Annotated in this window: 13 protein-coding genes; 1 reads left to right on the forward strand and 12 read right to left on the reverse strand. The window is 58.2% G+C overall.

Annotated elements, in window-relative coordinates:
* Positions 1-39: 39 nt before the first annotated feature.
* Together ACYZUA_RS26700 and ACYZUA_RS26705 are read right to left on the reverse strand one after the other, a co-directional pair.
* On the reverse strand, positions 40-1,320 hold the full coding sequence (locus ACYZUA_RS26700; protein WP_461961255.1) for a biotin carboxylase: 1,281 nt from the start codon (positions 1,318-1,320) through the stop codon (positions 40-42).
* Between the two features lie 42 nt (positions 1,321-1,362).
* Positions 1,363-2,463: a hypothetical protein gene (locus tag ACYZUA_RS26705; RefSeq protein WP_461961256.1), complete on the reverse strand. Its 1,101-nt coding sequence runs from the start codon at positions 2,461-2,463 to the stop codon at positions 1,363-1,365.
* A gap of 148 nt (positions 2,464-2,611) precedes the next feature.
* On the opposite strand from ACYZUA_RS26705, the gene ACYZUA_RS26710 reads away from it, so the two are divergent.
* The gene (locus ACYZUA_RS26710; RefSeq protein ID WP_461961257.1) at positions 2,612-4,021 is read left to right on the forward strand and encodes an aminotransferase-like domain-containing protein; all 1,410 of its coding nucleotides are present in this window, start codon (positions 2,612-2,614) and stop codon (positions 4,019-4,021) included.
* A 205-nt stretch (positions 4,022-4,226) separates the two neighbouring features.
* Here ACYZUA_RS26710 and cyoE read toward each other — a convergent pair whose 3' ends face one another.
* From cyoE to moaC, 10 genes are all read right to left on the reverse strand, one after another.
* The gene (gene cyoE, locus ACYZUA_RS26715; protein ID WP_095132943.1) at positions 4,227-5,114 is read right to left on the reverse strand and encodes a heme o synthase; all 888 of its coding nucleotides are present in this window, start codon (positions 5,112-5,114) and stop codon (positions 4,227-4,229) included.
* A gap of 11 nt (positions 5,115-5,125) precedes the next feature.
* Entirely contained in the window at positions 5,126-5,461 is a 336-nt protein-coding gene (cyoD, locus tag ACYZUA_RS26720) for a cytochrome o ubiquinol oxidase subunit IV (protein ID WP_095132945.1), read from the reverse strand.
* Complete coding sequence (locus tag ACYZUA_RS26725; protein ID WP_461961258.1) at positions 5,462-6,088, reverse strand: cytochrome o ubiquinol oxidase subunit III; 627 nt, start codon at positions 6,086-6,088, stop codon at positions 5,462-5,464. It abuts the gene before it with no gap.
* A gap of 3 nt (positions 6,089-6,091) precedes the next feature.
* Positions 6,092-8,122, reverse strand: coding sequence for a cytochrome o ubiquinol oxidase subunit I (gene cyoB / locus ACYZUA_RS26730; RefSeq protein WP_461961259.1), 2,031 nt, complete (start codon positions 8,120-8,122; stop codon positions 6,092-6,094).
* Between the two features lie 3 nt (positions 8,123-8,125).
* The gene (gene cyoA / locus ACYZUA_RS26735; protein WP_095132949.1) at positions 8,126-9,070 is read right to left on the reverse strand and encodes a ubiquinol oxidase subunit II; all 945 of its coding nucleotides are present in this window, start codon (positions 9,068-9,070) and stop codon (positions 8,126-8,128) included.
* Between the two features lie 817 nt (positions 9,071-9,887).
* Positions 9,888-10,397, reverse strand: a complete 510-nt coding sequence (locus tag ACYZUA_RS26740; protein ID WP_461961260.1) for a disulfide bond formation protein B — start codon at positions 10,395-10,397, stop codon at positions 9,888-9,890.
* A 262-nt stretch (positions 10,398-10,659) separates the two neighbouring features.
* Positions 10,660-11,436 (reverse strand): ABC transporter substrate-binding protein, encoded by a 777-nt coding sequence (locus tag ACYZUA_RS26745; protein ID WP_461961261.1) that lies wholly within the window; start codon positions 11,434-11,436, stop codon positions 10,660-10,662.
* Between the two features lie 305 nt (positions 11,437-11,741).
* Positions 11,742-12,194, reverse strand: a complete 453-nt coding sequence (moaE, locus tag ACYZUA_RS26750; protein WP_461961262.1) for a molybdopterin synthase catalytic subunit MoaE — start codon at positions 12,192-12,194, stop codon at positions 11,742-11,744.
* A 3-nt stretch (positions 12,195-12,197) separates the two neighbouring features.
* Entirely contained in the window at positions 12,198-12,440 is a 243-nt protein-coding gene (moaD, locus tag ACYZUA_RS26755; protein WP_461961263.1) for a molybdopterin converting factor subunit 1, read from the reverse strand.
* A complete protein-coding gene (moaC, locus tag ACYZUA_RS26760) occupies positions 12,437-12,910 on the reverse strand; it encodes a cyclic pyranopterin monophosphate synthase MoaC (protein ID WP_033061025.1) in 474 nt (157 codons plus the stop codon). The genes moaD and moaC overlap by 4 nt, the downstream gene beginning before the upstream one ends.
* Positions 12,911-13,023 lie beyond the last annotated feature (113 nt).

Genomic DNA, 13,023 nt, shown 5'->3' on the forward strand with positions numbered 1-13,023 from the left:
CTCTGAATCAATAATGCAAAAAAACGCAGGTCCCACAGCTCATCCACAGGCCCTCGTCGCCGGGGCCAGGCAGGTGACCTCGACGCGTGACTCGATCGCTTCTGCCAGCCGCAACAGGTCGTCGCTGAGTTGTCCGTAGTCCTTGCTGAACAACACGATGTGGCCGATGAATGAGGTGTTGTCTTTCACCAATGCCGTGACCGAATCACCGACGCGCTTGGCATACAGCGCTTCCACCAGTTCGATGTTGAGTTTCCGGGACAGCGATTCGATGTCTGGCGTGGCGCGTAAAAGACCGTCAGCCGGCGCTCTGAGCAGACGGATGCCGCAAAAACCCCGGGCGACTGGATCGTGGTGTTCGGTCTTGCCTTCCACCGCCCATCTGACCCAGCTTTCCCACGGATCGAAATCCACGAACGCCAGACGGGCCAGGTCCCAGATATGCATGCCGCCGGGGCGCATGTTGGTTTCCACGGCCGAGGTCAGGCCGTCGGCGCGCAGGAACACTTCGTTGTGGTAAGCGCCGTTATCCAGCGAGACCAACGCCGACATGTGCCGACCCGCTGCCGACAACCGAGCCTGCACATCGCCTGTTAACGGCGCGGGCACCACCTGCTGGATTTCCGCGCGATAGGCGCCTTCAGTGGTGGTTTTTTCGGTCACCCAGGTGCTGCCGGCCACGTAATCCCAGCTGTATTCCCGGGCGTTCTGGATCAGCTCTTCGAGGACGATGCCACCTTCGCGATATGGCTTGAGTGCCTGCCAGGCCTCGTCGCATTCGGACGGATAATGGATGACCCGACAACCTCTGCTCGCCCCTTCACAAGCCGGTTTGATAAAGGCTTTTCCGCCCAGTTCGATGACCCTCTGGCGCAGTTCGGGCAAGCTCTGGATGCGTGCGGAAAACACCGGACGGTAATGCTCCGGTGAAGTGCTGGCCGCCGCTTCCAGTTTGCGAAAGATCTGCTTGTCCAGCCCCGCCCGCGCCTCGCCCGGGGTGATGCCGGGCAGGCCGAAATGGGAAGCCAGCGCGGCGCCGAGCAGCACGCCACGGTCGGAAAAAGGCAGAACCCCGATCAGCTTCCATCGATCGGCGTTCAAACACCCCACCACCAGTTCGAGGGAGGCCGCGACCTCTTCGGGCGCCAGTGAAGTGCTGCAGACGTGATCGGCCACTTGCTCGTCATCGGGCTGAATCTGATCGACCAACAGGATGAGCCGGGCGTCATAGAGCGTCTGGCAGAGCTCGCGCAGTTTCCGGATATCGTGAACCCGATTGCCGTTGTACCCGACCACGACTACGCATGATGTCGTATTCATGAAGCCTCCCACCTGTGAAATGAATAACGCAACCGCGATGAGTCAGTCGTGCAACGACGCATTGGATTTACGGTTGAGGTAGTACCAGGCCAGGATCCCGCCCGCGCCAATGGCGGCCAGCACCAGTGCGTTGTACGGCGGCGGCACGACCCGCATGATCAGCACCGTCAGCCCGGCGCCAACGCCGAGGGACACTTCCTTGACGAACATGTTGTTTTGTTTGACGGAGAAGTAATCGAGGTAGCTGAACGCACATTCGGCGAGGGACAGCAGCGCCACCCAGATCAACGCGCCGACGAGGGTTTCGACGTGAAAAGCGGCCGGAGACGAAAGCACCGCAAAGCCTCCGACAATGATCCCGATCACGGCGACCACCTTGAAGCGTCCGGTGCGCTCGATCAGTTTCATCATCGGCACCTGAGCGAACACCACCACCGCGCTGTTGAGGATCAGCATCAAGCCATACCAGGCCGGTAATTCGCCGGTTTCGAGCAGGATGGCTTGCGGCAGGATCGAGAACACGCCAAACAGTTTGATCCCCATGATGATGCCGGCGATCACCCACGGCAGTTTGTTGCGCCAGCCGCTGCCGTCCTGGGTCACCGGGTGGGCAACGACCGGTTGAGTGGTGAACGTTGCGCCCATGGCGATGGGTAAACAGAGCAGCACGAAAGCGGCGGCACCGAGGAAAAACATCGTTGGGGTCAACAAGGGCGAGAGCAGGATCAACCCCGCCAGCAGGCTGCCCATGTTCATCGCGACCCGGTTGTAGGCCGCGCCCTCTTTGGTTTGTGCGGCTTCGCTCTTGATCAGGTAACCGGCAATCGCAATGCCGTAGGCAAACAACGCGGCAGCGAACATCACCATGCCCTGGTTGCTGGTGACCGCGAGCAAGACCAATCCGAGGGCGGCGCACAGCAACGTGACGCTCAGCGAACGCCGGCCCAACACCAACAAGGTCAGCGGCAACAGCAACAACAAGGCCCGATAGCCGAGGGCGAGAATGCTGTTGGTGGCGGTATCGAGCCAGACGTTGGCCTTGCCCAGCACGGCAAACAGCGACACGGCGGTGATAATTCGGATTGTGAACAGGCGAATGTTTATCACCGGTTTGGCTATGACGGCCGTTGTTTCTACACTCATGCAATACCTCTGGAACCATGCGACTGCCAAGGCCACAAGCGCCGACAATCAGGAAAGTCTGTAAGGTATGGTAGAGAGAGACGCTTATTTTCATCAGAGCAAGTTCGTATAGAATCCAACGAACTTTACTGCCGGAGAGACCAGTAAAATGCAGGTTCAGCGCGCAGTGATCGCCGCTATCGAGTTCCAGCAGGGTGTACCGCTGGTTCAGCAGATCGTCGATCAGTTATCGGAGGCAATCAGCCACGGAGGCTTGCCTCACGGCTCCCGGCTGCCGCCGATTCGCGAACTCTCCGAGTTGATGAACGTGGGCAAATCCACGGTGGTGGATGCTCTGGACCGCTTGCGGGCCAAGGGTTTGGTGGTTTCACGCCAGGGCTCGGGGCATTACGTGCACCGTTCCAGCATCACGATCAAGACCGATGCCGGCCCGGACCTGCAACCTCAAGACACGCTCAGCGTGGTCCGCCGCGCGGTGCTGCTGGACAATGGCGCGCTGCGCCCTGGGGCCGGTTTCCTGCCGTCCTCGTGGCTGCCGGCTGACGAGTTGCTGAAAGCCGTGCGCGGCACCCTGCGCGCAACTTCCCTGCGCATGGGCGAATACGGCGTCGCCAGCGGTTACGTGCCGCTGCGCGAGGCGTTGCGGGTCAAGCTGTCGGCCTTGGGCATCGAAGTGCCGGTGGACCAGATCATCACCACGGCCAACACCGTGCAGGCCATCGACATGCTGATGCGCCTGCTGGTCAAACCCGGCGACACCGTGCTGCTCGACGATCCGTGTTACTTCACCATGCACACCAATCTGGCCTTGCATGGTGCCAAGGTCATCACCATCCCCCGCGGGAGTGACGGCATGGACCTTGAGGCCTTCGAACAACTGCTGATTGCCCATCGTCCCGTGCTCTACATGACCAACAATACCTTGCACAACCCGACCGGGCATTCATTCACCCCGGCGCAGGTTTATCGCTTGCTGGAGTTGAGCCACCGCTATGGTTTCCACATCGTCGAAGACGACTTGTATTGCGACCTGCAGCAACGAAGCACGCCACGTCTGGCAGCAGGCGGGCTGGACAACGTCAGTTACGTGTCCGGTTTCTCCAAGACCCTGACAGCTAACAGCCGCGTCAGCTACGCGGTGCTGTCACCGCAACTGGCGGCGCGGCTGGTTGCGCTCAAAATGGCCTGCGGTGGAATGACGTCGGAACTGGCGGAGCAGATTATCTGCACGATGCTCAGTGACGGCAGCTATGCCAAACATACCCGGCGCACGGTGGATCGGCTTTACGAGTCGAGCAGTCGGGTGACGGATTGGCTGGTGGAGGCAGGTTGCTCGGTGTCTTCGCTGCCGGGCGAAGGGTTGTTTATCTGGACGCGTCTGCCCGAAGGGCTGCATGCCGAAACGCTGGCAAGGAAAGGCCTGGAAATCGATCTTGTACTGGCGCCCGGCACCCTGCTCAGCAAAGCGCCGAGCGCTAGCCACTTCCTGCGCTTCAACGTGGCGCACAGTGATAACAGCCAGGTGCGGGAACGGTTTTTCCGGTTGCTGGACAGCTGAGTTTTCCTGATAGACCGCGGTGCTGCCATCGCGAGCAGGCTCGCTCCCACAGGGGTTCAGCGTCGTACTCATAAATGGCGGCAACTCAGATCCAATGTGGGAGCGAGCCTGCTCGCGAATGGGGCAACTCGGTCCGCCAGAAATCGCTCAATAAAAAGCCCCGCGCTTCTCTCGAAGGCGGGGCTTTTTGTGCAGCATCCGGATCTTAAGGCGCATACGTCAGCAACAGCTCACTCGGCACTTTAAAGTCCAGCGACATCATCACGCTCAACGCGGTAATGGTGAAGATCGAGAACACGAACAGCTTGCGTGCCCAGACCGTGTCATCCACTGCCTTGTAGCCGGTCCAGGCCATGTACAACCAGTACATGCCCATGGCCGCGGCGACGGCGAGGTAGCTCATGCCGGCGTAGCCGCTGAAGGTCAGCATCAAGGTCGCCACGAGGAACGCCAGGATGTAGAGCAGGATGTGCTTCTTCGCCACTTGAATCCCGCGCTTCACTGGCAACACCGGAATCGATGCGGCCAGGTAATCGTTGAAGCGGAAGATCGCGATGGCGTAGGAATGCGGCATCTGCCACAGGCTGAACATCACCAGCAATGTCAGTGCGGCCATGTCGAAGCTGTTTGTCACAGCCACGTAGCCAATCACCGGCGGCATGGCGCCCGACAGACTGCCCACCAGCGTGCCGTGAACCGACTTGCGCTTGAGATACAGGCTGTAGAAGCCGACGTAGATGACGAAGCCGATTACCGCGAACAACGCGGCCAACGGGTTGGCCACTTTGTACAACAGTGCAACGCCGAAAACACCCAGGACGGTCGCAAACGCCAGGGCCAGTTTCAGGGAGATCAAGCCCTGGACCAGCGCCCGGTTTTTGGTGCGTTCCATCTTCAGGTCGATGTCGCGGTCGATGCAGTTGTTGAACACGCAACCGGAAGCCACCACCAGCGACGTGCCGATCATGGCGGCCAGGAAAATGGCCAGATCGACATGCCCTTTCGAGGCCAGGAAAAATCCGCCCGCCACAGAAAGCACGTTACCGAAAATGATCCCCGGTTTGGTGATTTGGATAAAGTGCTTAAAGGACATCCGGACTTTCCTCAGTGCGCCATCATGTTGGAGTGGATGCTGAACATGATCCACAGCGACAGGCCAACCAGCAGGACAATCACGATCGCGGCGAAAACAAACGCAATCACGTTGTTACGCTGCGCGGCCGAACGGTCCAGGTGGAGGAAGTACACCAGGTGCACCAGCACCTGGATCACTGCGAAGGCCAGTACGATCCACAGGGTCAGGGCTTTCGGCAGCGATGGGTACATCACCAGGCCGAAAGGAATGACCGTCAGGATCACCGACAGAATGAAACCGATAGCGTAAGACTTGACGCTGCCGTGGCCGGCGTCGTGGCTATCGTGGGAATGAGCGTTAGCCATTTACATAGTCCCCATCAGATAAACAACGGTGAATACGCAGATCCACACCACGTCCAGGAAGTGCCAGAACAGGCTCAGGCAGCTCAGACGGGTCTTGTTGGTCGCCGTCAGGCCGTTTTTCTGCACCTGATACATCATGATCGCCATCCAGATCAGACCGCTGGTCACGTGCAGACCGTGGGTGCCGACCAGGGTGAAGAACCCGGACAGGAAGCCGCTGCGGCTAGGACCGTAGCCTTCGGCGATCAGGATGTGGAACTCGTTGATCTCCATGGCGATGAAGCCGGCGCCCAACAGGAAGGTCATGGCCAACCAGCCCAGTACCTGGGTTTTCTTGCCCTTGAACAACGCCAGCATGGCGAAGCCGTAGGTGATCGAACTGAACAGCAGCAGAGCGGTTTCGCCCAGTACGTACGGCAGTTCGAAGATCTCGTGGCCCGACGGGCCACCCGCTACGTTGTTAACCAGTACCGCGTACACCGCGAAGATCGACGCAAACAGAATGCAGTCGGTCATCAGGTAGAGCCAGAAACCGAATATGGTCATCTCGCCCGAGTCGTGGTGATGGTCGTCGTGCCCATGGTCCGTGCCATGGGCGTGTCCAGCAGTGGTCACTAAGTTCGACATGGTTTAAGCCTGTTCCAACGAGGTTTCAACACGGGTGGCGGTGGCTGGAACTTTCCCGGCCGCTACCAGACGCTTGTGCTGCTCGGCTTCGATGCGCTCGATCACGTCGACCGGCACCATGTAGCCTTGATCATCACGGGCAGCGTGGATCACGAAGTAGACCACGGTGCCAACCAGGCCAACGATGGCCAACCACCAGATGTGCCAGATCATCGCGAAACCGAACACGGTCAACAGAGCACCCATGACCACACCGGTCGCAGTGTTGTTTGGCATGTGGATCGGTTCGTACTTGGCCGGAGCCTTGTACGCGGTACCGTTTTCCTTGGCTTCGGTGAACGGATCGATGGTTTCCGCTGTTGGCAGCACGGCAAAGTTGTAGAACGGTGGTGGCGACGAGGTCGACCATTCCAGCGTGTGTGCATTCCACGGGTCACCGTGTTCGCACATGTTTTCCGGCTTGTTGCGATCACGCACGCTGACGTACAGCTGAATCAGCTGGCAGGCGATACCGACCGCGATCATCACCGCACCGAACATGGCGACGTACAGGTACGGCACCCACTCAGGGTTGGTGGTGGCGTTCAGACGACGGGTCATGCCCATGAAGCCCAGTGCATAGAGCGGCATGAACGCGACGAAGAAGCCCGAGATCCAGAACCAGAACGCTGCCTTGCCCCAACCTTCGTGCAGCTTGAAGCCGAACGCTTTAGGGAAGTAGAAGCTGAAGCCTGCGATGTAGCCGAATACCGCGCCGCCGATAATCACGTTGTGGAAGTGAGCGATCACGAACAGGCTGTTGTGCAGGACGAAGTCCGCACCCGGAATGGCCAGCAGTACGCCGGTCATGCCGCCGATGGCGAAGGTCACCATGAAACCCAGGGTCCACAGAACCTGGCTGGTGAAACGCAGACGCCCTTGGTAAATGGTGAACAGCCAGTTGAATAACTTCACCCCCGTCGGGATCGAAATCAGCATCGTCGCCAGACCAAAGAAGGCGTTGACGCTGGCACCCGAACCCATGGTGAAGAAGTGGTGCAGCCAGACCATGAAGCCCAGGATCGAGATCGCGCCCGATGCGTAGACCATCGAGTGGTGGCCGAACAGACGCTTGCCGGTGAAGGTCGAGATGACTTCGGAGAAGATCCCGAACGCCGGCAGAATCAGGATGTAAACCTCGGGGTGACCCCAGGCCCAGAACAGGTTGACGTACATCATTGGATTGCCACCAAGTTCATTGGTGAAAATGTGGAAATCCATGTAACGGTCAAGCGTCAGCAGTGCCAGGGTAGCGGTCAGGATCGGGAAAGAAGCGACGATCAGAACGTTGGCCCATGTGCAGGTCCAGGTGAAGATCGGCATGTCCATCAGCTTCATGCCCGGGGTACGCATTTTCAGCACGGTGGCCAGGAAGTTGACCCCGGTCAGCGTCGTACCCAACCCGGATAGCTGTAGCGCCCAGATGTAGTAATCCATCCCCACGCCCGGGCTGTATTGCAGGCCCGACAGCGGCGGATAGGCAACCCAACCGGTCTTGGCGAATTCGCCGACGCCCAGGGACAGGTTGATCAGCACCACGCCGGAAACCAGCAGCCAGAAGCTCAAGGAGTTCAGGAACGGGTAGGCCACGTCACGCGCGCCGATCTGCAGCGGCACTGCAAGGTTCATCAGGCCGGTGAAGAATGGCATCGCCATGAAGATGATCATGATCACACCGTGAGCGGTGAAGATCTGGTCATAGTGTTCAGGCGGCAGGTAGCCAGGCGAACCCTCGGTGGCCATGGCCAACTGGGTACGCATCATGATGGCGTCGGCAAAACCGCGCAGCAGCATGACCATGGCAACGATGATGTACATCACGCCGATTTTCTTGTGGTCGACCGAGGTCAGCCACTCGGACCACAGGTAGGTCCACTTCTTGAAATAGGTGATTGCAGCGAACAGCGCCAGACCACCGAGCGCGATCATGGCGATGGTTATCATCACGATCGGTTCGTGGAACGGGACCGCTTCCCAACTTAATTTACCAAACATCGTTTACTCCTCTGCCCCGGCAGCTGAATGCGAACTCATGTCCATCCCTTCCATGGCGGCCATTTCGTGCTCTTTCTTCTCGTGGTGCATCGGCTTGCCCGGTTTCATGCCTTCGTACTTGTCGACGATGATCTGGAACAGGTTTGGTGTGACCGAGGAGTAGAGCTCGACTGGGTTGTTCTGGCTTTGCTTGGAAAGAGCTTCGTATTCAGCTTTTTCAAGCTGTTTAGGTGCCTTTTTGACTTCGCTGACCCAGGCGTCGAAATCTTCCTGAGAGGTGGCGATAGCTTTGAATTTCATGCCGGTGAAACCAGCGCCGCTGTAGTTGGCGGAGATACCGTCCATTTCAGCGTTCTGGTTGGCGATCAGGTGCAGTTTGGTCTGCATGCCGGCCATCGCGTAGATCTGGCCGCCCAGCGCCGGGATGAAGAACGAGTTCATCACGGAGTCCGAAGTCACCTTGAAGTTGATCGGCGTGTGCGCCGGGAACACGATCTTGTTGACGGTGGCGATGCCTTGCTCTGGATAGATGAACATCCACTTCCAGTCCAGCGCGACTACTTCAATGGTGATCGGCTTGACGTCGGATTCCAGCGGCTTGTAAGGATCCAGCGCGTGGGTCGACTTGTAGGTGACATAACCCAGGGCAATGATGATCAGCACTGGAACAGCCCACACCGCGATTTCGATCTTGGTGGAGTGCGACCATTTCGGCGTGTAGACGGCGTCGGTGTTGGACGCGCGGTATTTCCAGGCGAACAGGAAGGTCATGACGATGACCGGAACCACGACCAACAGCATCAGCAGCGTTGCGGTGATGATCAGGTTTCGCTCGTCCAGGCCGACCTGGCCCTTGGGATCGAGCAAGGTCATGTTGCAGCCTGACAGCAACAACGTGCCGATCAGCGGCAATAAGCCTAGTAGTCTGGGGTACCTGTTTTTACTCATCTCACGACCTCTAAAGCAGCTTGCGCAATGCAGTTGGGTTTTGATCGCCAACACTTCACCCTGCCAAGGGTTGGCATTTTTCTTGGATTGAATAAGTGGCTGCCCGTCGCGCGTCAGACGCTGTTCGACAAATCCTGGGCTAGCGTTGAGTTCTTATTCGAATTCGTGGTCAAAGGCCTTGTTACAGACCAATTCCATTTGGCGCGGATAATTGGAAGGCACCGACACCTGGGAGTCGCATGAAGCCAATCGGCCTCTCGACGCCCTATTCCTGCTCAGGGATGAGCAGTGCCGGGAATTCAGTGCGGGCGATTGTAGATATGTAACGTTTTATAAACCATGTCTCATCCCGAAATAATTTTTATCCATTCCAGCAACAATCATTCACGGTATTTGCAAAAGTGCGCCATGGTATCGAAATTAATTCTCAACAAAAACACCAAAAATTGTAGGTCTACCTTAGGTAGTTCAGACAGTATCGAAGGCTCTGCGCCCTCCTTCGACACTGCCAAAGGCCCCATGAGACAAGGGCTTCGGCGATTCGCCAGGGCCTGTTAAAACTGCCTGTTGCGGATAATTCGGGTTGAAGACGTCAGACGCTAAAACAGACCAGTTTTGTTGCGTACCAACGCACCAATTCGGCGCCCTGAAATGCCTTGCGACACTCCCGCTGTGACAACATGTCGCACACGTGCCGCACCCAGACTTGTCGCGCATCAAGGTCATTTGACCTGTGCCCTGAAATGCAAAATGCCCCGGCCCCCTCAACGAGGGCCGGGGCGTTTTTTTTGTGTGGCAGCGATTGCGGCGGTTGACTTCAGCGCAGCGCTTTGCGGTTACGCGAAGTGAGCAGCGGCACCAGCACCACGATCAGCACAAAGGCCAGCAGCGCCCATTGTGCAAGCGACAGACCGAGGATCGGCGGGTACGGCGTGGAGCAAAAGCCGTCGACCTGGAAGCCCAGCGGGAAGATCTTCGCCAGTGGCAAACCGTCGACAATCGGTTGCAGCACATCGATGCCGCAGCTGACCGCCGGATAGAACTGGGTATAGACGTGATGCCCGGCCACCCCGACGCCTGCAATGGCGCAGATCACCACCAGGGTTTCAAATACCGTGATACTGCGACGGGTGCTCATGGCCGCGCCGATGAACGCGAAAAGCGCAATCAGCAGCAACGCATAACGCTGCAGGATGCACAGCGGGCATGGCGCCTCGCCCAGAACAATTTGCATGTACAGCGCGCCACCGATCAGCCCCAGGCAGATGATGCCCAGCACCACCAGATAGCGCCGTTCACGGCTCAACCGCATCGTTTCCTCGCTCATTGCGTTTCCCTTCTAAATATCGATTGCCCAGAAGTCTACACGCTGGCCCTGACCTTTGAGAGTCCGGCGCGCACAGCGGGGTATCGGGGAATAGACGACAAGCCGGTTAAGAAGGGATTAAATTCGGGCTATTTCCGGAGATTTGCATGATCCCACGACTGCATCGCCAGCAGGCTGGCTCCCACTTTGGAATGCATTCACAGGCTGGCCTACTTTGGAATGCATTCAACTGTGGGAGCCAGCCTGCTGGCGATGCGATTGATCACTCGCCGTAGATATCAGACTTGAAGTACTTCTCTGAAATCTTCTGGTATTCGCCGCTGGCGCGAATGCCGTCGATGGCCGTGTTCAACTCGGAGACCAACTCGGTGTTGCCCTTGCGCACCGCAATCCCGGCGCCCTCGCCCACGTATTTCGGATCCTTGAGCTCCGGCCCGACAAAGGCATAACCCTTGCCACGCGGCATCGTCAGGAAGTCATTCAGCGGGATGGTGTCGGCAAAAATGGCATCGAGGCGACCGGCAGCCAGATCCATGTAGATCTCTTCGTTGTTGCTGTAACGCTTGACGTTGATACCCTTCGGCTCGAAAACCTCAGTGGCGTAACGGTCAGTGGTGGTTGCGCGCTGCACGCCAACCGTCTTGCCCTTGAGGCTGGCGTACTGGTCATCCACGACCGCGCCATCCTTCATCACCAGACGCGATGAGGTGAAGTAGTACTTGTGGGTGAAATCCACCGACTTCTTGCGGTCTTCGTTGATGGTCATGGACGACAGCGCCATGTCGATTTTCTTCACTTTAAGGGAAGGAATCAGACCGTCGAACTCACCTTCGACCCAAACGCACTTGACCTTCATCTGCGCGCACAGGGCATTGCCGATGTCGTAGTCGAACCCGGCAATCTCGCCTTTTTCGGTTTTGGACGCGAATGGCGGGTAAGCCGCTTCGATGCCGATGCGCAGGGTTTTATCGGCGGCGAACAGGCTGCTGCACGCCAACAGGCTCAGGGCCAGACCGGTGATGAGGGGGAATTTCTTCATGTTCGTTCTCTCGCGGGTTGTTGTTGGTTTGGCAAGACAAAAGAAGAGCAGAAACGGGCAAGGCCTTTTTTGTACTTATAATTCCATACTGGACTTTTATGTATATCGCGTCAATTGGGACAAATGAAGATGTGCCGGCCGGTGGTCGGGAGGTGGGTCACGAAGAGATTGGGTGTTGCGGATCGCCTCTTCGCGGGCAAGCCATGCTCCTACAGGTTTTGTGGTGATCACGCATTAGGTGAACGACACAAAACCTGTAGGAGCATGGCTTGCCCGCGAAGGCGTATTGGCGGACGCCAAAGATCTTACTGCTTCCAGCGATCCGCCGCTGCATGATCGCTGTCGCGCCCTTCAACCCAACGCGCCCCGTCAGGGGTGTTTTCTTTCTTCCAGAACGGTGCGCGGGTTTTCAGGTAGTCCATGACAAAGGCGCAGGCATCGAACGCGGCCTGGCGGTGGGCGCTGGCGGCGCCGACGAAGACAATCGGCTCCCCCGGTTCCAGGGCGCCGATGCGATGCAGCACTTCAAGTTTGAGCAGCGGCCAGCGCTGCTCGGCCTCTGCGGCGATCTTGGCGAGGGCTTTTTCGGTCATGCCCGGGTAGTGCTCAAGGAACATCCCGGCGACGTCGAGTCCGTCATTGAAATCGCGAACATAGCCGACAAAACTCACTACCGCACCAACGCCCACATTGGCGGCGTGCATGGCGTTGACTTCAGCACCCGGATCGAACGCCGTGCATTGCACGCGAATCGCCATGGCTCAGCCTCCGGTCACGGTCGGGAAAAAGGCCACTTCATCGCCATCGCTCACCGGCTCATCGAGCTGGCACAGGTCTTCGTTGCGAGCGCACATCAAGTTTTGCTCGCTCAACACTTCGGCACCGTCTCGCTGGGCCAACAGTGCACGCACATCGTCGACGGTGGCGAAGTTGCCTTCAACCTTCACCGAATCAACGCCGAGCGCTTCACGGTAACGGGCAAAAAACTTCACGGTGACGTTCATGGCTGATCCGCCTGGAAATGGCCGCTCTTGCCGCCGAGCTTCTCCAGCAGGCGCACGCTTTCAATGGTCATGCCGCGATCCACGGCTTTGCACATGTCGTAGATAGTCAGCGCCGCGACGCTGGCGGCGGTCAGTGCTTCCATCTCCACGCCGGTTTGTCCGGACAACTTGCAGCGCGCCACGATGCGCACGGTGTCGTCGCCTTCGGCACTGAGTTCGACCTTGACGCCGGTAAGCAGCAGCGGATGGCACAAAGGGATCAGATCGCTGGTTTTCTTCGCGGCCTGAATGCCGGCGATACGCGCCACGGCGAACACATCACCCTTGGGGTGACCGCCGCTGACGATCATCTGCAGGGTTTCGGGCAGCATGCGCACCAGCGCTTGGGCCGTAGCTTCACGGAACGTCACGGCTTTTTCAGTGACGTCGACCATATTGGCGCGACCTTGGGAATCGAGATGAGTCAGCACAGGGATACTCCTGATCAGGAGCCCCGATTGTAAACCTGTGGGTCAAAATTCCGCACGCAAGATTATCCGATCACTACATATCCCTGTGGGAGCGAGCCTGCTCGCGATTGCGG

This window comes from Pseudomonas sp. LS2P72 (genome assembly GCF_054897865.1).

Excerpts from the sequence above, each read along its gene's own strand:
- ACYZUA_RS26700 (WP_461961255.1), bottom strand. The coding sequence starts at position 1,320 with ATGAATACGACATCATGCGTAGTCGTGGTCGGGTACAACGGCAATCGG.
- ACYZUA_RS26705 (WP_461961256.1), bottom strand. The coding sequence starts at position 2,463 with ATGAGTGTAGAAACAACGGCCGTCATAGCCAAACCGGTGATAAACATT.
- ACYZUA_RS26710 (WP_461961257.1), top strand. The coding sequence starts at position 2,612 with ATGCAGGTTCAGCGCGCAGTGATCGCCGCTATCGAGTTCCAGCAGGGT.
- cyoE (WP_095132943.1), bottom strand. The coding sequence starts at position 5,114 with ATGTCCTTTAAGCACTTTATCCAAATCACCAAACCGGGGATCATTTTC.
- cyoD (WP_095132945.1), bottom strand. The coding sequence starts at position 5,461 with ATGGCTAACGCTCATTCCCACGATAGCCACGACGCCGGCCACGGCAGC.
- ACYZUA_RS26725 (WP_461961258.1), bottom strand. The coding sequence starts at position 6,088 with ATGTCGAACTTAGTGACCACTGCTGGACACGCCCATGGCACGGACCAT.
- cyoB (WP_461961259.1), bottom strand. The coding sequence starts at position 8,122 with ATGTTTGGTAAATTAAGTTGGGAAGCGGTCCCGTTCCACGAACCGATC.
- cyoA (WP_095132949.1), bottom strand. The coding sequence starts at position 9,070 with ATGAGTAAAAACAGGTACCCCAGACTACTAGGCTTATTGCCGCTGATC.
- ACYZUA_RS26740 (WP_461961260.1), bottom strand. The coding sequence starts at position 10,397 with ATGAGCGAGGAAACGATGCGGTTGAGCCGTGAACGGCGCTATCTGGTG.
- ACYZUA_RS26745 (WP_461961261.1), bottom strand. The coding sequence starts at position 11,436 with ATGAAGAAATTCCCCCTCATCACCGGTCTGGCCCTGAGCCTGTTGGCG.
- moaE (WP_461961262.1), bottom strand. The coding sequence starts at position 12,194 with ATGGCGATTCGCGTGCAATGCACGGCGTTCGATCCGGGTGCTGAAGTC.
- moaD (WP_461961263.1), bottom strand. The coding sequence starts at position 12,440 with ATGAACGTCACCGTGAAGTTTTTTGCCCGTTACCGTGAAGCGCTCGGC.